This window comes from Propionibacterium acidifaciens DSM 21887 (assembly GCF_000426605.1).
GTDB classification, from domain to species: domain Bacteria; phylum Actinomycetota; class Actinomycetes; order Propionibacteriales; family Propionibacteriaceae; genus Propionibacterium; species Propionibacterium acidifaciens.
The window spans coordinates 68,053-87,291 of sequence record NZ_AUFR01000011.1 but is presented as its reverse complement, the minus strand read 5'-3'; the positions used below and the strand labels follow the sequence as shown (position 1 = coordinate 87,291).

Below are 19,239 nucleotides of genomic sequence, written 5' to 3'. Positions count from 1 at the left end.
CTGGTTCGGGTTGTCGTCGATGATCTCGCGTGGGGCGTGTCGCAGAAGATGAGAAGGCGGCCTGCCCTGAGATGGTCAGTGTGTGAAAAGAAACAACCAGAGGGCAGGCCGCGAGCCTGATGCTATCACACGACTGACCCGAACCCAGATGCACGACCTGTGCCGGAGAATCCACACGGCGGTCAATGGCGACCTGCCGGCGGCCGGATCCCGCCAGCTCGGCCTCTACCAGAGCATCCGGCTCGTCCCGGCCAGCCTGCGCCACAACCTCGAACAACAACTCCTCGCCGAACTGTTCGACATCTCCCAACCCACCGTCTCGCGGGTCCTGACCGCCTGGACACCCCTTGTCGCCGACACCCTGGCCGACAACATCCCCACCACAGACGACCTCGACCCCGACACCCAGTTGATCATCGACGGCACCCCGGCACCCTGCTGGGCCTGGCGTGACAAGCCAGAGCTCTACTCGGGCAAGCACCACACCACCGGAGTCAACCTTCAAGTGGCCTGCACCCTGGGCGGACGCCTGGCCTGGGCCAGCGACCCGGTGCCCGGCCGCATCCACGACGCCCGGGCCCTCACCGAGTCCGGCCTCCTCGACATCGAAGACGACGACCCGGACCGATCCCCTCATCCCCGACACATCGCGGACAAGGGCTACACCGGCCTGGACCTGATCACCCCCACCAAGAAACCAGCAGGCCCACCCCAGACCGAAGCGAACAAGATCTGCAACAGAGCCACCGGAAAATCAGAAGACGAATCGAACAGACCATCGCTCACCTCAAAAACTGGCACGCCCTCAAGACCCGTCACCGACGACCCATCAACACCTTCCCGGACACCATCACAGCAACACTCGGAATAATATTCACCTACACCCTATGAATAAGCCTCAAGGAACTCTAATGTCGTCGATTTGAATATCCCATTTGGCATCTGAATCCTTTTGGAATGCTTCCATCTGCACCTCAAGATCAGACGTTTTGTGGCCTACTACCCACAAGGGGCAGTCAATCCAGTACCCCCCAGACGTGAGACGCCCGAAATGGGTTTTTTCGATGAAATCATCGGGAAGTGTTGCATAGTCCTCACCATAAGAGTTCAATTCCCGTTCCATGTCAGCCCATTGCACGCGACTGTTGGGGGCGTCCTTGCTCAGTTCTGCCCAGTTGCGCTCCACGATGAGATCAATTATTCTCTGAATTGACGAGACGAGACTCGATGGAAGATTTTCGGCTCGCATTATCGAGGCCTGTTCCCAGGGATTCTTGTCGGTGTATCCATTGTCACTCCTAAATTGTTCATGAAATAAGAATCGGCGCGCGAAATATTTGATGCGATTTCATCGTCAGACATACCTGCCGATCTCAAAGCTTCCTCGGCGATCCTCCGTTCATCTCCGTAAGTGCCACCACCGGGCTGGCGTTGCACTTGAGTCGCTTTGTAATGAGGACTCCCGATTTCTGTGGATGGTCCTTCGAGCTGTACTGCAGGAGCATCTCCACGGCTGTATCCAGGAAGGTCTCGCACGGCTGCATCCTGAATTATGTGGTGGGCATCTTTAGCTCCAGCTGATCTTAGATCATTGTAGGTTGGGGTGCATTCGTTGTTGTGGGCGAGGGTCCAGTGGTTTCCGGTGCGGACGTAGTAGTTGTGGGTGCCTGCGACGCCGAGGTTGTGGACGGTCTCGGTCGTGCCGGTGGATTGGAGGGTGGTGACTTCGGTGGTGGTGCCGTCGGGTCCTCGGAGCCGGTCGCCCTGGTGGAGTCGGCCGGCGGGGGTGAAGCCCCTGTCCTCGACGTAGAGGGGGTGGTTGGTGGTGGTGACGAGGTCACCGGCGGTGGTGGACACGCGCAGGGTCGCGACGTTGTCGTGGGTGAAGGTGCGTTCGACGCGGCTGGTGGTGTCCTGTCCGGTGTCGGGGTCGACGGAGGCGACCTGGTCGCCCTCGGTGACGTCCTCGATGTTCTTGGCGGTGCCGTCGGCCATGAGGACCTGGGTGCCGGCGCGGAAACAGCCGATCTCGGTGACCCCGGAGACCTTCGAGAGGGCCCCGCCCGCGGCGCCCAGACCCCCGCCGCCCAGGGCCCCGCCACCAGCAGCCTGCGCAAGACCACCCGCAGTGTGGGGGCCGGGGCCGGTCAGATAGGTCAGGCCCCCGGACAGGCCGCCGTCCGCGGCCCCGGACGCGGCGCCGGCCAGGATGTTGCGGCCCAGGCACGAGGTCATGGACTCGGTGGCCGCCCTGACCCCGGCGTAGGCGCCGCCGCCGGCCAGGCCCGACACGGCGCCGATCGCGGTGTCGATGCCGACCCGACCCCAGTCGACGGCCCCGTTGGAGGCCTTCTGGGTGACGATGCTGACCCCGCCCGAGACGAGGGCCCCGGACGCGGCCATGAGCCCGAGCCCGGCCCCGGCGCCGACGCCGGTGCACATGAGCGCGATCCCGGCCGCGACCGCGGCGCCGGCGGCGATGTACTCCCAGTTGTCGCTGACCCAGTCCCCGGCGGCTGCCAGGCCGGTCTTGTGGGCGTCGCGCCAGGCGTTCATGTCGGCGTCGGTGAGGGGGTGCAGGCCGGTCGGGTCGGACAGGTTGACCGGGTCGTTGCCGGCGTAGGAGTACGGGTTCGCGGCCCAGCCGGCCCCGAGTACCGGCGGGAGCGGGTCGGGGGACAGGAAACCGGCCGTGGCCGGGTCGTAGACCCGCGCGCCCATCCATTCCATCCCGGCGACGGTGAGCCCGCCCGTGGCGGTCATGTCGACCCCGTCGGGCAACCAGCCGCCCGCCTGCGGGCCGGGACCGGCAGGCTCGGGCCCCTGCCAGGGATCGACGGGCCGCCCGTCCCGGACACCTCGGGCGCCGGTCAACCAGCCGGGCTCGGGGCCGCCGAGGCCCACGCCGGCGCCCGCCACGTCGATGACCGGGACGTCCCCGAGGCCGGCCATGGCGCCGCCGCCGGCGGCGGTGTCCCACCACACGGGCAGGTCATCGACCGCGGCGAGCTCGCCGAGCGGGTCCATGTCGAGGCGACGGGTCCGGGCCCGGACCCGGTCCCCGTCATGGACGACCTCGGTGACAGACTCCAGCCTGCCGAGGCCGTCCCAGCCGAACAGGCGCTCCCCGTCGGGCCCGGCCTCACGGACCCGACGTCCTCCGCCGTCATAGTCGTAGACGGTCTCGCCGTGCCGGTCACGGCTGGCGCGCAGCCGACCCGCCGGGTCGTAGGCGTACTCGGTGGCCCGGCCGTCGAACTCGTGACGGGTCAGACGCCCGTTCGCGTCCCACCGCCACGCGCCGGTGAATCCCTCACTGTCACGGGACGCGACGAGCTGGCCGGCCGCGTCGTACGTGTACTCGGTGCGGATGCCGTCCACGGTCTGCGCCCTGATACGCCCGTCCCGGTCGCGCTCGAGACGGGTGGACTGGACGAACCCGCGCCGGTTCACCTCATGGGCCACCATCCCGCCGTTGTCCCACGCCCAGCGTGCGTGGAGCCCGTCGGCGTCCAGGGCGGTGATGCGGCCGATCTCGTCGCGGCCGATGGTGGCCCGCCCGAGGCCGGGATGCTCCACCGCGCTGACCCGCTCGTCGGTGTCGTACTCGTAGCGGGTGACCGAGCCGTCCGGGTGCGTCATCGAGGTGCGCAGCCCGTCGGCGTTGTAGCTCCAGCGCACCGTCCGCCCGTCGTGGCGCCGCTCGACCAGCCGGCCCAGCCCGTCCCACACCAGCGCATCCGTGTGCCCGCCCCGACCCGTCAGGGTGAGGGTACGGGCCCCGAAGTCCAGCATCCGGGACACCAGCGGTGCCCCGTCCGCGAGAGCGCTGCTCAACCGGCCCGACGCGTCATAGGTGAACTCGAGTCGCCGCCCGTCCGCGTCCACCCGGGCCGTGGGCCGGCCCGCCGCGTCCCACGTGTACCGGGTGGTCCGCCCGTCCGGCCCGGTCATGCTGAGCGGCCTGCCCATCGGGTCGCAGGCGCACACGACCCGTCCGCCCATCGGGTCGGTCAGCCCGACCCGACGCCCGGACTCGTCGTAGTCGTACCGGGTGACCCCGCCGAGGGCGTTCGTCACCGTCACGAGCTGCCCGGCCTTGTCGTAGCCGAAACGCCGGTGCCCGTTCCACGTGTCCCGCACCCAGCTGATCCGCCCGGCCCGGTCGTAGCCGAACCGGGTCCGGCCCCGGCCCGGCTCGACCCGCTCGATGATCCGCCCGCACGCGTCGAACCGTGACGTGACACGCTCGCCGGTGGGCCAGGTCTCCGCGACGATCCGCCCGTCGCCGTCATGGTCGACCTCGTACCGGCGCCCGCCCGTACTGACCGTCGCCGACCAGCGCCCGCACGCGTCGTACTCATAGCCGAACGACGCGCCACCGGGCTGGGTGATGCGCACCGGCCTGCCCGCCGCGTCACGCTCGACACGCGTGACCCCGCCGGCCGCGTCGACGCTCTCAACAACACGCCCGCACCGGTCATGGCGCGCAGACACCTGCGAACCGTCACTGCCGGTCCGGCTCGTCAACCGGCCCAGCCGGTCCCACCCCGCGCCGATCCGTGAGTCAGCATCAGAAGCGGCCGTCGGCAGACCTGCCGGACCGTACCTGAACTCCTGGACCACGCCGGTCGGGTCCACAGTGCCCGTCAGATTCCCGCACGCGTCGTACGACAACTCGGCCCTGCCCCCCGGCGGCATCCCTCACCTGGCACAGCCGGCCCAGCCCGTCATAGCCGAACCCCCACCGGCTCCCATCAGGAAGGATGGCTTGAGTGGTGTTCCCCAGATCGTCGTAACCCATGACGACGGCCCGCCCCAGCGGATCGGTCGTGGCCTCCTCGACCCCGCCGGGCCCGTACTCGGTGACGGTGCGCCCGCCGTCCGGGTCCACCACCGCGGACAGTCTGCCGCCGGTCGTGTGCTCATACCGCCAGAGCGCCCCGTCCGGGTCTCTGCGGGAGGCGAGCCAGCCGGCCCGGTCGTAGCGGTAGCGGTACTCGGTGCGGTGTCCCAGCGGGGTGACCGCCGCGACCACACGCCCCGCCCCGTCACGGACCAGACGCGCCGTGTCCCCGACCGCGTTCATGGCCGACACCAGATCCCCGTGCCCGTCATAACCCAACCGCACCCGCACCCCGGCCGGGTCAGTCACCTCGACGAGCAGGTTCCGGTCCCAGACCAGGCGGGACACCCCGCCCTCCGGATCCGTCACCGTCGACGGATCCCGATCCTCACCCGCATACCCGTACGAAGTGACCGCCCGCCCGCTCTGGCTCTCACCGCCGGTAGCGACCGCAGACCCCGCCCGGCCGCTGGTGTTCCCATTGCTGCCGTCGGCGTCGGCGCTGCTGGTGGTGTCGGTGACGGTGACCCGCACGACCCGGTCGGCCGCGTCCCATTCGTAATCAGACCGGGCGCCGGACGCCTCCTGGCGTGTGACCAGCCGGCCCCGCGCGTCGTACCGGCAGACGGTGGTCCGGCCGTCGCGGCCGGTGACCTGGACCCGGTTGCCCCACTGGTCCCAGCCGATGGACTGGCGGTTCCCGTCCGCGTCCACCATCCCCACCAGGCGGCCGGTCTGGTCGTGGATCCAGGTGTTCGCCCGGCCCCCGTCCTCGTCGGCGACCTGTGTCACACCGCCGGGCAGGTAGGTGTAGTGGGAGAGGCGGCCGAACCGGGACCGCTGCGATGTCACCTGCCCGCGGCCGTTGTAGGTGTTGGCGGCCTCGACCACACCATCCGGGTCCGTGACAGTGGCGATGAGGCCCTGTTCGTTCCACCCGTAGCGGCGGGCCCCGCCGGCAGAAGCGGCTTCCGTGAGTCTGCCGGCCGGGTCGTAGGTGTAGTCGACGCGGCGGCCGTCGTTGGCGGTCAGGGCGGTGATCCGCGTGTGGTGGTCGTTCCATTCGATGGTGACGGCCCGGCCCCGCTCATGCGCCAGGCCGACCAGCCGGTCCCCGTCCCACCGATAATCCACCCTGGTGCCTGGGCCCCGGCTGACCGAGACGGGCCTGCCGGCCCGATCAAAACACCACCGGCCACCGGCATTGTCCGACACCACGAACACCCCGGCACCACCAGCGGCGCCGGTGGTGGGGGCGTCGCCGGGGGTGGGGCCGGTGGTGTCGGTGGTGGTGGTGTGGAGCCAGTAGGTGTCGCCGACGGCCCGGTCCCAGCCGCCGGCGAGGCGGCTGAAGGTGATGTGGCGGCCGGAGGGCTGCACCCACACTGCGCCGTCCTCGTCGATGAGCAGTCGTTGGTCGGCGGTGGAGGCCCAGCCGGGCCCGAACGCCCCGATACCGGCCGACAGGGAATTGTACACGCGGTCGAACCCCAACGACGCGCACCCGCCGCTGAAGGCGAGGTCGGTCTCGGGTTCGATGAAGTTCCCGGTGGTCGTGTTGACCGGGTCGTCCGCGTAACCGGAGGTCTGCGGGTCGCCCCGGATGGTGGGGGCGGTCACGTCGACCGGCTGGCGGGACTGGGTCACGCCCGCGGCCTGCAAGGAGGCGTCGATGGCCGCGTCCGAGACCGCCGAGATGGCCCCGGAGGCGCCGGCGGCCTCGAACGCGGCCGCGACCGTGTCGACCCAGCGGGTCTCGTTCGTGTTGTTCGATTCGAAGGTGGTCAGGGCGGTCGTGATCCCCGACGTGTCGATGCTGCACCACGAGCACCTCGCCTGGAAGTCGGCGATGGCGCCGTCGAGGGTGCCCTTCTGCGTCGTGACCGTGTCATTGGCGCCGGTCACGTTCGTCGAGTACGTGCGCAGGTCGTCGGGCCGGGCCGAGCTCGTGGCCCCGGCGGCCCCCGGGGCGGGTTCGGACCAGGGTGTGGTCGTGACCTCGTGGGGCTGCGGGAGTGGCACCTGGGCGGGTCCTGCGGGGGGCTTGTCGCCGTTGGACACCCAGTCCCAGCCCTTCTTGACAATGTTCTCCCGGTCCTGCCGGTCGGCCCACTCCTTCGCCTGCCTCCTCCGCTCACGCTCGGCCTGGGCGGCCTCCTTCAACGCCTGCACCTCGGCTGCGAGATCATCCAACGCCGACGCGATGTTCGTGCAGTCCGTCGAGGCTGTTTTCGCGTTCGTGTCGAACACGTCCGCGTAGTGGCCCTCGAAGTCGGTCGACGCCGTCGACGCCCACGACGTTCTCGAGGCGGCCTGCCCCGTCAGGGTGCCCGACAGGACCGCCGCCGCCGACTTCAGGGTGTCGGCCGCCGCGTCGTCGAACGCCACCGGCTCGTCATAGGCTCCCAGCTTGCCCGAGTACTCGGCCACGACACGATCCTTCCCACACAGGTACAGACGGGCCAACACCGGGGGGCGGGCGGCCACACCCCACCGACGCTAAACCAGGGCGCCGACACGGCGCCACAGACGCCCGGCCCGCGTGGGGAAGGAACCAGGGAACCCCCTCAGGGGGCTGGGGACCCGAAGCCCCACAGGCGCGAGGAACACAGCGTGCCGGGACGAACCGCCCGGCTGCGACAAGGTTTCAGCGGGAGCACGAGGTCATGCGCGTGGTGCACGCCGTGAAGGATGCGCGCCACGCTCCGCGGAGCGCCCGACCCGGTTCGGCCCGGCCGCTTCTCAGCGGATGCCCAGCCCCAAGGACCCCGACGGGTCGCTGTGCGGGATGAAACCGGCGGAAACCGCCCCTGCGCCCGGATCGCCGTCCCGACCGCGGGTGAGAATTGAGCCATGACCGACACCGCAGCCGTCAGCCCAGCCCGCCTCGCCGTGCTCACCTCCGGCGGTGATGCGCAGGGCATGAACGCCGCCGTCCGCGGTGTCGCGCGCACCGCGATGAGCCGGGGCGCCGAGGTCTTCGCCGTCTACGAGGGCTACCAGGGCCTCGTCGACGGGGGCGACGCGATCCGGCGCTTCACGTGGGGGGATGCCGGGAACATCCTGGGCCGGGGCGGCACGTCCATCGGCACCTTCCGCTCGAAGGAGTTCCGCACCCGGCAGGGCCGTCTCAAAGCCGCGAAGAACCTGGTGGAACGCGGGATCGACCGCCTCGTCGTGATCGGCGGTGACGGCTCGCTGACCGGCCTGGACGCCTTCCGCGCCGAATGGCCCGGGCTCATGGACGAGCTGGCCGGTGCGGGGCTCATCAGCCCCGAGATGGCCGCCGCCCACCCGGCCCTCATGATCGCCGGCCTGGTCGGCTCGATCGACAACGACCTCGTCGGCACCGACATGACGATCGGAGCCGACTCCGCCCTGCACCGCATCGTCGACGCGGTCGACGCCATCACCGCCACCGCCGCCAGCCACCAGCGCTGCTTCGTCGTCGAGGTCATGGGCCGCCACTGCGGCTACCTGGCGCTCATGAGCGCCATCGCCGGCGGTGCCGACTACGTGCTCATCCCCGAGCTGCCGCCGGACGACGGCTGGGAGGAGCAGATGTGCGCCGAGCTGCGCCGCGGCCGGGCCGCGGGCCGGCGCGAGTCGATCGTCGTCGTCGCCGAGGGGGCGCAGGACCGCACGGGCGAACCGATCACCAGCGAGTACGTGCGCGCGACGATCAGCCGCATCAACGGCGAGGACGCCCGCCTGACGAACCTCGGCCACGTGCAGCGCGGCGGCAAGCCGAGCGCCTACGACCGCTGGGCCAGCACCTGGCTCGGCTACTCGGCGGCCCTCGAGGCGCTCACCGCGGGCCCCGCCACCGAGGGCGTCGTCCTGGGCATCCGAGGCTCGGAGATCGTGCGTCTGCCTCTGGCCGAGGCGGTCGCGAGGACCCGACGGGTGCCCGAGCTCATCGCGGCCGGCGACTACGACGCCGCGATGGGCCTGCGCAACGAGGACTTCACCGACATGGCGCGGATCTTCACCGAGCTCACCCACCCGAACCGGGTCACGACGAAGGAGGACTCCCCGCGCGTGGCGATCCTGCACGCCGGTGGCCTGGCCCCGGGCATGAACACGGCGGCCCGAGCCGCGGTGCGTCTGGGCATCGCCCGGGGCCACACCATGCTGGGCGTGCGCAACGGCTTCACCGGGCTGCTGCGCGGCGCGGTCGACGAGCTCGGCTGGGAGGACGTCGAGGGCTGGACCGGCGCCGGCGGCGCGGAGCTCGGTCTGCGCCGCGACGTGCCGGGCGTCGAGCAGTTCTACGCGATCAGCCGGGCGCTGGAGGACCACCGGGTGGACGCCCTCATGGTGATCGGCGGCTGGAACGCCTATCAGGCGGCCCACCTCATGCAGGGCGAGGCCGACCGCTACCCGGCCTTCCGCATCCCGATCGTCTGCGTGCCGGCGACCATCGACAACAACCTGCCCGGCAGCGACGAGGCCATCGGCGCCGACTCCGCCCTCAACGAGATCGTCGACGACATCGACCGCATCAAGCAGTCGGCGGCGGCCACGACGCGCTGCTTCGTCGTCGAGACGATGGGCCGCCACTGCGGCTACCTCGCGCTCATGGGCGGCCTGGCCGGCGGGGCCGAGCGCATCTACCTCGACGAGGACGGCATCGGCCTCGACCAGCTCAACCAGGACGTGCGCTGGCTGCGCGACTCCTTCGGCCGGGGGCGCCGCCTGTTCCTCGCGGTGCGCTCCGAGAGGGCCTCCGAGTCGTACACGACCGACTTCCTGGGGCGCCTGTTCGAGGGCGAGAGCCACGGCCTGTACGACGTGCGGACGAACATCATCGGGCACGTGCAGCAGGGCGGCGAGCCGAGCCCCGCCGACCGGCTGCTCGCCACGCGGATGGCCGCGGCGGCCCTCGACGTGCTGGCCCGCGAGCTCGGCGCCGACGAGCCGACGGCCCGCTACCTCGGCCTGCGCGGCGGCCGGATCGAGGACCACCCGCTGGCGCACATGACCGAGTACGTCAACAGCGTGAAGCGCCGCCCCCGCACGCAGTGGTGGATGGAGCTCCGTCCGGTCGTTGCGGCGGTGGGCAGGGAGCCGTCCTCGTGAGCGCGGCCCGGCGCGGACCGACCGGCGGCTCCTCGGCGGTGGAGTCGTTCGTGCGAGCACGGCCCGGTCGATGATCCACCGCGCTCCGGGCAGGTTGTGGGGCCCGCATCGGGGCCTCGCGCGGGCGGGATGCGGCCCGTGCGGTGCCCGAGGGCCTCTCCGCCGTCGACATCCCACCCTTGTGAGGAGGCGCGACCGCGCGGTGCCCGAGGACCGCCCGCATGGGTGGGCGCGGTCTGACATCCATGTCACCGCTCCGGACGCACTCGGGGACCGTCCGCGGGACCGGGACGAGGCCGTCGGGTCGACCCGGGTGTTCCCTCTTCATGAGGTTTGACTAGGCGAGACGTGCACGCTGACGGCCCTCCATCACCTCCTGCAGCAGGGTGATCGTCTCCTCCTGGAGGTCGATACCCGTGGCCCTGGCCGCCCTCGTGACCTGGAGGACGAGCCGCTCGGCCTCGGGCCGGTCCCCGGCCAGGTGCTCGGCGCGCAGCAGCGTCCTCAGAAGGTGCTCGTCGTCGGGCGCGGCGGCCAGGGCGGTGCCCACCGCCCGACGGGCGCCGTCGAACTCGCCGCGAGCCAGCAGACGCTCGCCCAGCTCGACGCCGATGTCGCGGATCGTCGAGATCATGTCCGAGCGCATCCGCTCGGCCCAGGCCCACTCGCCTGGCGCGGCGTCGGCGAGCGGCGCGCCCCGCACCATCGTCAGGGCCCGCTCGAGCACGTCGTCGCCGACCCGGTTGACGCCCGGCGTGATGAGCAGGCGCAGTTGCTCCCAGTCCGAGCTCACCTGCGGGTGCAGCGTGATGCGTCCGCTGTAGGCATCGGGCAGGTAGGGCTCGCCGTCCTCGTCCGCGCCGAGCCAGGCGCGCAGACGGGACAGGTTCGAGCGACGGGTCGTGTCGGCCACGAGGAGCTCGCGGGTCATCCTGGCGGCGGTGCCGGCCGGGTTCTCGAGGATCCAGGCGCAGTACTCCTGGCACTGGCGCACGGCCCGCGCCGGGCGCGGCCCCCGCGCGCCCAGCAGCTCGACGGGGCCGAGCAGCCGCAGGAACGGGGCCGGTGGAACGGTGTCGGTGAGGGGTGCGGGCGGCACGGCGGTCTCCTGACTGGGCGCGGATGCGGTGCCCCGGCGCAGGGGCACGATGTCATCGGGGAGGTCGGGGTCGTTCGTCCACCACCAGGTCTCCGTGTACTCGGTGCTGTCGGCGGCGTCGAAGAGCTCCTCGACGCCACGGCGCGCGGGCGCCATGACCAGCTCGGGGCTGAACTCGCGGCCGTCGAACCGGGCCCGCCACTCGGCGAGCTCGAGCCCGGCCGGTTCGCCGGGCCCCGGCGGGGCGATGACGCAGACGCCGACCCTGACGAGCTCGTCGGCGCCGATCCCGCAGGGCTCGTCGAGCAGGACGACGATCGGCTCCCAGGCCTCGGCCACCTGCGGGTCGGCCCGCAACTCGGCGGCGCCACCGCGCCCCAGCAGTGACGAGCGCCTGTCGACGAGGTGCTCCAGCTCCCGCGCCAGGTGTGCCCCGTCCGGTGACACGGCGATCCGCGGGCTGTCCAGGCGGGCCAGCCAGGCGCAGTCGGGGCCGACGCGCACCTGGACGGGCGGGCCCGACTCGTCGGACAGCTGGATGGCGACCGAGGCCCGCAGACCGTCCGCGAGCTCGGGATGCCGTGCCGCGACGGTGAGCAGGCCGCTCGCCAGCAGGTCCACGTCGACGGGGCCGTCGGGGGACGAACCGAGCCGTACCGGCAGCGCGCCGCCGTCGCCCCCGCCGCCGCTGTCGGAGGGGGCGTCCGGCCCGGGCCGACGGCCGGTGCCTTCGCCGCCACTGCGCCGGACGCCCGGGTCGTCCCGGTCGCCGGCGCGCCCCGGGCCCGCCGCGACGGCGGCCAGGGCCGCCCCCACATGGGCTCCGCGCTCACCGGTCGACGGGCTGCGACGACCGACGGGCCGGGCGTTGAGCTGCCAGCGGCGCCGGGCCGCCAGCGCCGCGACGAGAACCCCGGCCGTCGTCGCCCCGATCGGCCCGACGAGCAGGCGCAGGTGCTCGGACAGCTCCTCCTCGTCCGCCAGGGGCCGGGCCCCGCCCGCCTCGGCCGGCGCGTCCTCGACAGGGGCGTCTCCAGCGGGGGTGCTCCCGACCGGCTCGTCGGCCCGGGGGGCGGCGCGGTCCGGGCCCGCCCGCTGCCCGTCGTGCCGGGTCTGCCCGTCCGGGTCCTCGTGCCCGTCCCGCTCCGACGGGTCCGTCGCGGCGCCGGGCCCGGCCGGCACCGCGAGCACCTCGCCCGGCCGGATGAGCGAGGGATCGGCCACCTGCGCGTTGAGCGCGGCGATCTGCGGCCAGCGGGCCCCGTCGCCGAGCTCGGAACGCGCGATGGACCACATGCTGTCGCCCTCGTCCACCGCGACGGCGACCGTGCCCTCGCCGGCGTTCCGGTCGTCGACGCGGTGGGAGAGCGGGCGCGCCGGGGCGCCCCCGTCGGAGCCGTCGTCCGCAGCGGCCGGGGCCCCGGCGCGGACCGGCCCGGGTATCTCGAGCACGGTGCCGGGCCGGAGCGGGTCGAGCGGGGAGAGGACGATGCTGCGGTTCGCGTCGGCGATGCGCCGCCAGTCCTCGCCGGCGCCGTAGTAGCGCTCTGCCAGGCCCCACAGGTCGTCCCCGTCGGCCACCGCGTGCTGCACGGCGTCCGACCCGGGCGCCGCCACGGGCACGGCCTCGGCCTGCTCGGTGGGGGCGGGCGCCGCGGACTGGGCGGCCCGGGGCGGCGCCTGGTCGGCGGCCCGAACCCCGGGAGCCGGCTGCGACTGCGTCGCGGCGAGTCCGGCGATGGAGGCGACGAGCACCGCCGCCAAGGGCGCGAACAGCCCGGCGCCGGGCAGATCGAGGCGCACCGCGCCGCGGGTGAGGAGCCCGATCGTCTCGCAGACGAGCGAGGCGACCAGCAGCAACCAGGCCAGCCAGCCGAGCAGTGTGAGGACGACGAGCACGAGCGAGCCGTCGTCGGGCCGCGTGAACAGTCGGGCCCACGGGATCCGGCCGAGCAGGTCGAGTCGTCCCCAGCGGACGAGCGCCCAGGCGCCGCCCGGGACGAGGGCGACGAGGACGGCGCTCGCCGCGAGCCGCGCGAGGAGTCTTCTCATGGTTGCCGCTCCCTGAAGCTGTCGAGTCGGGAACCGGCGTGCCCCTCCACGGTGAGCGCGCCGGGCATGGGGATGAGCAGATCCGTGAAGGGCACCTCGCAGGTGACGTCCACGCCGACGTCGCCGCCCTGTCCGGGCGGGGCCGAGAAGGCCGAGACGTCGATGCCGACCGTCGGGCCGGTGCAGCTGCTCCCCACGGTCTCGAGATCGGCGTCGATCGCCGCCGACGCGGCCTGCTCGGCCTCCGCGCCGCTGCGCGCGAGGGTCGCGGCGCGAGCCCCCGCGGCGGCGGCCTCGCGCACCTGCGAGCGCACCGACCACAGCCGCCACCCCGCGGTGAGCAGGGCGATCACCGCGACGACGGCGGGAACGACGATGACGAGCTCCAGGCTCGCCGAGCCGCGCTCGTCACCGTGGCGGGTTCGTGCTCGTGGATCGCTCATCGCTCCTCCTGCCACTGCTCCTGCCGGGCGCGCCCGGCCCTCAGCCGCGCTCCCTGGCCCGCGTCGAGCTCGCGCCGACCCGGGCCAGCCCGAGGTCGAGGGCGAGCGGAACCCGGGCCCGGACCGTCACGGTGACCTGCGTCGGCCCGGCGTCGACGGAGGTCGTCACGTCGGCCAGCTCGCCGGTCATCGAGCGGACGACCTCCTCGGCCCTGCCGGGGCCCTCATCGGCGAGGGCCTGCGTCTCGGCGGCGGTCATCGCCGCCTGTTGGACGATGCTGCGGGCGTGCAGCCACACGCCCGCGTCGATGGCGCCGAGCAGGGCGAGCATGATCGCCGGGGCCAGCACGGCCCACTGGATCGACTGGCTGAGGCCCCGCTCGTCGCGGCGCCCGTGGCTCCCGCTCCGTCCGCTCCGCTCGCGGGCCCGACGGCCCGGGAGCCCTCGACGCGGGCCCGTTCGGCGGGCCTCGGCGGTCATGACGGCATGTGCGCCGTGACATAGGCGCGCACGGCGGCCACGACGACGCCCGCGACGGCCACCGCGCCGGCCAGCAGGACGGCGTTCTCGGTGGACTGCGACAGGCCCCGCTCGTCGCGGCGGGCGCGCGGGGCCGGCCCGACGAGGACGCCGACGAGCAGCGCGCCGAGACGCGCCACGGGGTCGGGGAGCACGGGGGCGGGGAATCGGTCGTTCATGACGGTCTCCTTCATGGGGTGGGGTGGGACGGATCCGGCGCCCGGCCTCAGGCCAGGCCGGCGAGTCTGAGCAGGGGCGGGGCGATGAAGGCCAGGCCGAAGACCATGACCGGCAGCGCCATCCAGATGGTCATCCGCTCGCTGACCTCCTGGGCGGCGGCGCGCTCGGCGGTCAGGTGGGCGTCGCGCAGCTCCTCGACCCGGGCGGCGAGCGGCTCGGTGAGCGAGGCGCCCTGGTCATCGAGCTGCATGATGTCGGCCAGGTCGGTCAGCGCCGGGAGCCTCAGCTCGTCGGCCAGCGACCGCAGCCCCGACCACGGGGTGCGCTGTTCCAGGCCCGCCTGCGCCAGGACGCCGCGCACCCGGCGGAACACCGGCGCGTCCGAGACCGCGGCGGCCGCCTCGAGGGCCTGCGCGCCCGAGCGGTTCGACATGCGCTCCAGCAGCACGAGGTCGAACAGGGTGAGCAGCGCCTCGTCCGCCGCGAAGCGGGCCCGCTCGGCGCCGCGCCGCAGCGCCACGTCGGGCCAGCACCAGCCGGCTGCGGCCGCCACGACCGACAGCCCGCCCGTCGGGGCCGGCAGCGGGGCGCCCATGAGGGCGCTGAGCGCCATGACGAGCACCGGGGCGCCCAGTCCGGCGAGGGCCAGCACGATCTTCTCGGCCACGAAGTCGCCGATCGACCGGTCGTGCAGCCCCAGCAGCCGAGTGGTCCGCTCGCCGAGCGGGATGCGCAGGCGCGTGTACGCCCCGGCGCCCAGCCGCTCCAGGGCGCTGTCGGCGTCGTGCACGAGATCGGCCTGGGCGGGCGCCTGCTGCGGGTCGCGCCCGTCGAGGACGGCGAGGGCGTCGCCCATCCGCACGGCCCGCCGGCTCGCCCCGAGGAGCACGAGGAAGAGACCGAGCCCGAGGAGAAGCCCGGCGGACGAGACGATGACGAGGGGCTCAACGATCATGACGACCACCCGCCGTCTGGAGGACGCGCTCGCGGCGCCGGGGGCGGGCCACCGTACGCAGCATGACGAGGGAGCCCAGGTAGGCCGCCAGGAGCAGCGCCCCCACGAGCTGCCCGGCCCCTGAGGCGTACGGGGCCATGTAGCCGGGGCTCACCAGTGCCACGCCGGCCAGCACCGCGAGCGTGATGACCGTGACCTGGCGCACGACGATCCGCGGCTTGGCCCGCTCCGTCCCGATCTCGCGCAGCGCGGCCAGCCGCCTGCGCGTGTGCTCGCCGAGGGCGCGCAGGGCGCCGGCCGATCCGGTGCCGCCGCGGCGGGTCGCGACGATGAGCGCCGCGATGACGGCGTCGGCGTCGGGGCTGGCGAGCTCGTCGGCCATGGCGCGCAGCGAGGCGTCCAGGGTCCAGCGCGCGTCGAGCCGGGCGATCACCGCGTTCACCGGGCCCCGCAGGACGACGGGCAGCTGCGCCCTGGTGGCGCGGATCGCGTCGACCGTCGACTTCCCCGTGGAGACCGAGCCGATGAGCAGCCGCACCCACCGGTCGAGCGCCTCGAGGACGAGGAGGTCCCGGTCGGCGGGGCCGGCCAGCAGGGCCGGGAGCACGAGGACGAGCGCCGGCACGCCGATCAGGACGAGCGGCTGGCGGGTGAGGGCGAAGCCCGCGAGACCGCCGGCGGCCGCCGCGGCGAGCCTGATCCGCCGCGCCCGCGGGGCCGTCGTCCACCACGAGACGGCCCTGGCCCGCAGATCCGCGAGGACGCCCGCGCCCGGCCCTCGGCCCGACTCGGACCCGAGCCCCAGGACGAGCGAGACCGCGCCGATGAGGAGCAGCGTCGCGCTGGCGGCGACGAGCGCGGTCATGGCCGCGCCCCCTCGCCCGCGAAGGGCGCCAGCTCGGCGAGCAGCTCCTCGCCGGGGTCGAAGACCTCCGGTTCGCCGTCGCGCCCGGCCCGGTAGACCAGGTGCGTCACGGGGCGTTCGCCCTCGACCGCGCCCGTCAGCGAGCGGATCTCGCCGATGAAACGGCGCCGGGGCCCGCCGCGCCAGCTGTCGTCGAGCAGGGTGACGTGCACGAGCAGATGGATGTTGTAGGCGATCTGCCGGTAGGCCTCGTCCAGGCGCAGCACCCCGCCGGCCGCCACCCGGGCGGCCAGCCGGTCCATCGTCGAGGCCGCCGAGTGCGAGTGCGTCGTGGTGAGCGCGCCGGCCCCCGACTGCATGGCCTGGAGCATCGCGCCCGCCTCGTTGCCGCGCACCTCGCCGACGACGAGCCGGGCGAGGTTCTGCCGCAGCGCCTCGGGGATGAGATCGGCCACCGTGTACTCGCCGATGCGCCGCCCGTCGATCACCTCGCCGAGACCGACCGTGGCCTGGAGGGCCACCATGTTGCGGCGCCGCGGCTGCAGATGGGTGAGGAGCTCGTAGTCGGTCTCGAGGGTGCCGAAGCGCTCCGTGTCGGGGATCGCATCGACGAGGGCCCGCAGCAGTGTCGTCTTGCCGGCGCCCTGGTCGCCCGAGATGACGATCGACAGGCGCGCCAGCACCGCGCGGCGCAGCAGGTCGGCGACCTCGCGGGGCATCAGCCCGCCGGCGGCCAGCCGGCCCAGGCTCACGTCGGTGAGCAGGTGCTGGCGGATGATCACCGAGGGCCTGTCGGCCAGCCCGAAGCCGATGGCGTGCAGGCGGAAGCGGTCGCCGACGGCCACGGTGATCGTCGGATGGGCGTCGTCGAAGGGCCTGGGCGGGTTCGCGTTCTCGCCGAGGAAGCGCACCGCCGCGACGAGCTCCTCGTCCGAGTCGGCGACCGGTGCGAGCTCGCGGCGCCGCCCGTCGCCGAACTGGGCGACGACGGTGTCGAAGCCGTGGATCTCGATGTTCTCGGCGTCGGGGATGTCGAAGACCGGCTGCATGCGCCCGTAGCCGAAGATCGCGTCCTCGACCGCCTTCGCGTACCGCCGCTCGAGCGCCAGCGGCCACAGCGCCCGGCCCGAGCGGGCCAGCTCGTCGGCGTGCTCGTGCACGGTGCGGACGATGATCGAGCGGCCCATGAGGCGGCGGTCCTCGGGGGCCATCGTGCGCCGGTGCTCCAGCTCCCACTGCTCCCGGCGCTCGGTGATGAGCTCGGACGCCGTGGCGCGCAGGGCGATGACGACCTGCCAGTCGGGCTCCGCGTCCTCGTCGAGGGCCTGCGCCGGGCCCGTGCCGCGCCGGGCCCTACCCGCGCCGTCGGCGCCCGGCCCGGGCGCGAGACGCGCCGAGGGCGCGGCCTCGGGCCGGCGGGGGCACTCCGGCGCGGTCGACGGCGCGCCCGCGGGGCCGTCCTCCGCGGAGCCCCCGGTCGTACCCGTGCCGGCCTGCTTGCGTTCGCGCAGCGCCCGGGCCGCCCAGCCGGGCGGCGGGGGCGCGGTGCGCAGGCCCGAGAACGCCAGGCCCAACCCGATCCCGGCAGGGTCGGCAGGCCCGGGGCTCCTCGACTCGTACGGGTTCATCGGGCACCCCCGATCGGCGCCGGGACGCGGCCGTCCCCGCGCACCACGGCCGCGGGGGCGCCGTCCGCCCGTTCCCCGCCCGCCGCGCCGTCGGGCCGGGGAGCCCCGCCCGGGCCCAGCGACGAGGCGAGCGCGGACGCGGCGGCCCGGGCGCCGCGCAGCAGGCCGCGCTGCTCGAAGCGCCGCGGCGCCGTGACCCCGTCGCTCAGCACCGCCGCCTGCTCGGGCCGCCAGCCCAGGTCGGCGACGACCGGCAGCCCCAGCTGCCCCGTGATCTCGGCGTCGCCGTACGGCATGCCGGGGCCGACGACGAGGAATCCCGGCTGCGCGCCCGACGCGGCCTCCTCGAGCGAGGAGCGCAGGTCGTCCAGGTGCAGGCGCACGGCGGCCAGCGAGCGCAGGGTGCTGCGCACGACGACGAGCACGGCGTCCGCGGCGGCGAGCAGCGGGCGGGGCAGGCCGCCGCGGCCGATCCGCCCGGCGTCGACGATCACGTCGACCCCGCTGCCCGACAGCGCCGCGAGGGCCTCGGCCAGCTCGACCCAGACCGGCTCGAAGACGACGGCCGAGCCCGGGTGGGTGAAGCCGGGCAGGAAGCGCCGGACAGGCGCCTGCTCCGCCGCGTCCGCGCCCTCGGGCCCGGGGTCGAGAAGGGGAACGGTGCGGCCCCACAGCAGCGGGGCGATCGGCTGCAACTCGCGGTGCGCCTGCGCCAGGTCGACGAGTCCCCGCGAGGCGACGGGCGCCGCGCGCAGCCAGCCGGCCTGCACCGCCTGGGCCGGGTCGCGGTCGCAGTCGACGAGCAGCACGCCGCGCGGCCAGCCGAGCGCCAGGGCCAGCGCCGAGGTCGTGACGCCCGGGGACCCCGTCGCCGAGCACAGCATGACGAGGGCCATCACGCGCCTCCCGTCTGGACGACGACGAGACGGCCCACCGAGGCCAGCCCGGCCAGGTGGAGCGCGACATCGGTCCGGACCTGCACGTCGAGCGACCAGGAGCCGTCGCTGGCCTGGACCGGCGTGCTGACGACCATGCCAGGGCTCTGCTCCTTGGCCAACTCGGCGTCGGGGTCGTCGTCGGGCGCGGGGGCCGTGGCGAGCACGACGTCCGCACCCGGCACGAGGGTGCTCGGGACGCGGCCCGCGGGCAGGTGGAGGCCGATGACCGAGGTGCCCGGGGCGATCGCCGAGTCGCCGATGGAGTCGGCCGTGACGAGGGCCCCGGACGGCAGGTCGACGAGCGCGGTGCGTCCGACGAGGGCGTCGAGGCGGTCGGCCGCCACGGTGGACACGCCGGACGCCGCGCCGATGCTCGTCGTGGTGAGGTCGCCGGCGCCGACCTGCTCGCCCCGGGCCAGCGCGCGGGCGACGACGATCACCTGGTGGGCGTGCGTCGTCCGCTGCCAGGCGACGGCGCAGCCCAACCCGCCGAGGCAGGTGCAGAGCAGGCCGATGAGGATGAGTCGCGGACTCCTGCGGGCGCGCAGCGAGGGCGACCCCGTCCGCTGGAGGAACGCGGGGATCTGATGCGTTGGAGCAGCCATGGGGGTGGGCCTTTCGCGGGGACCGT

General features: G+C 73.6%; 14 protein-coding genes. 2 read left to right on the top strand and 12 right to left on the bottom strand.

What is annotated here, in order from left to right; translation table 11 throughout:
• The first annotated feature begins 148 nt into the window (after positions 1–148).
• The gene (locus K336_RS14760; protein WP_211223456.1) at positions 149–871 is read left to right on the top strand and encodes a transposase family protein; all 723 of its coding nucleotides are present in this window, start codon (positions 149–151) and stop codon (positions 869–871) included.
• 27 nt (positions 872–898) lie between these two features.
• On the opposite strand, the gene K336_RS18460 is transcribed toward K336_RS14760, so the two are convergent.
• From K336_RS18460 to K336_RS17585, 3 genes are all read right to left on the bottom strand, one after another.
• On the bottom strand, positions 899–1,186 hold the full coding sequence (locus K336_RS18460; RefSeq protein ID WP_155945003.1) for a DUF7668 domain-containing protein: 288 nt from the start codon (positions 1,184–1,186) through the stop codon (positions 899–901).
• A gap of 62 nt (positions 1,187–1,248) precedes the next feature.
• On the bottom strand, positions 1,249–4,497 hold the full coding sequence (locus K336_RS0105630; RefSeq protein ID WP_233418728.1) for an RHS repeat-associated core domain-containing protein: 3,249 nt from the start codon (positions 4,495–4,497) through the stop codon (positions 1,249–1,251).
• A gap of 76 nt (positions 4,498–4,573) precedes the next feature.
• Positions 4,574–7,276: a DUF6531 domain-containing protein gene (locus K336_RS17585; protein WP_028706505.1), complete on the bottom strand. Its 2,703-nt coding sequence runs from the start codon at positions 7,274–7,276 to the stop codon at positions 4,574–4,576.
• A 423-nt stretch (positions 7,277–7,699) separates the two neighbouring features.
• On the opposite strand from K336_RS17585, the gene K336_RS0105620 reads away from it, so the two are divergent.
• Positions 7,700–9,928: a 6-phosphofructokinase gene (locus K336_RS0105620; RefSeq protein ID WP_028706504.1), complete on the top strand. Its 2,229-nt coding sequence runs from the start codon at positions 7,700–7,702 to the stop codon at positions 9,926–9,928.
• Between the two features lie 337 nt (positions 9,929–10,265).
• On the opposite strand, the gene K336_RS16895 is transcribed toward K336_RS0105620, so the two are convergent.
• The 9 genes from K336_RS16895 to K336_RS0105575 are packed head-to-tail and all read right to left on the bottom strand — an operon-like array spanning position 10,266 to position 19,213.
• Positions 10,266–13,079: a LysM peptidoglycan-binding domain-containing protein gene (locus K336_RS16895; RefSeq protein WP_051245446.1), complete on the bottom strand. Its 2,814-nt coding sequence runs from the start codon at positions 13,077–13,079 to the stop codon at positions 10,266–10,268.
• Complete coding sequence (locus K336_RS14750; protein WP_043150367.1) at positions 13,076–13,522, bottom strand: TadE/TadG family type IV pilus assembly protein; 447 nt, start codon at positions 13,520–13,522, stop codon at positions 13,076–13,078. Before K336_RS14750 ends, K336_RS16895 begins: the two co-directional genes overlap by 4 nt.
• Before the next feature lie 40 nt (positions 13,523–13,562).
• Positions 13,563–14,003: a TadE family protein gene (locus tag K336_RS0105605; RefSeq protein WP_081660616.1), complete on the bottom strand. Its 441-nt coding sequence runs from the start codon at positions 14,001–14,003 to the stop codon at positions 13,563–13,565.
• Positions 14,000–14,221, bottom strand: coding sequence for a hypothetical protein (locus K336_RS0105600; RefSeq protein ID WP_233418727.1), 222 nt, complete (start codon positions 14,219–14,221; stop codon positions 14,000–14,002). Before K336_RS0105600 ends, K336_RS0105605 begins: the two co-directional genes overlap by 4 nt.
• A gap of 47 nt (positions 14,222–14,268) precedes the next feature.
• Positions 14,269–15,177, bottom strand: a complete 909-nt coding sequence (locus tag K336_RS0105595) for a hypothetical protein (protein WP_028706501.1) — start codon at positions 15,175–15,177, stop codon at positions 14,269–14,271.
• On the bottom strand, positions 15,167–16,042 hold the full coding sequence (locus K336_RS0105590; protein ID WP_028706500.1) for a type II secretion system F family protein: 876 nt from the start codon (positions 16,040–16,042) through the stop codon (positions 15,167–15,169). The genes K336_RS0105595 and K336_RS0105590 overlap by 11 nt, the downstream gene beginning before the upstream one ends.
• On the bottom strand, positions 16,039–17,670 hold the full coding sequence (locus tag K336_RS14745; protein WP_081660615.1) for a CpaF family protein: 1,632 nt from the start codon (positions 17,668–17,670) through the stop codon (positions 16,039–16,041). The genes K336_RS0105590 and K336_RS14745 overlap by 4 nt, the downstream gene beginning before the upstream one ends.
• Positions 17,667–18,566, bottom strand: coding sequence for a hypothetical protein (locus K336_RS14740; RefSeq protein WP_051245445.1), 900 nt, complete (start codon positions 18,564–18,566; stop codon positions 17,667–17,669). Before K336_RS14740 ends, K336_RS14745 begins: the two co-directional genes overlap by 4 nt.
• Positions 18,566–19,213, bottom strand: a complete 648-nt coding sequence (locus tag K336_RS0105575; protein WP_021798156.1) for an SAF domain-containing protein — start codon at positions 19,211–19,213, stop codon at positions 18,566–18,568. Before K336_RS0105575 ends, K336_RS14740 begins: the two co-directional genes overlap by 1 nt.
• Positions 19,214–19,239: the final 26 nt, after the last annotated feature.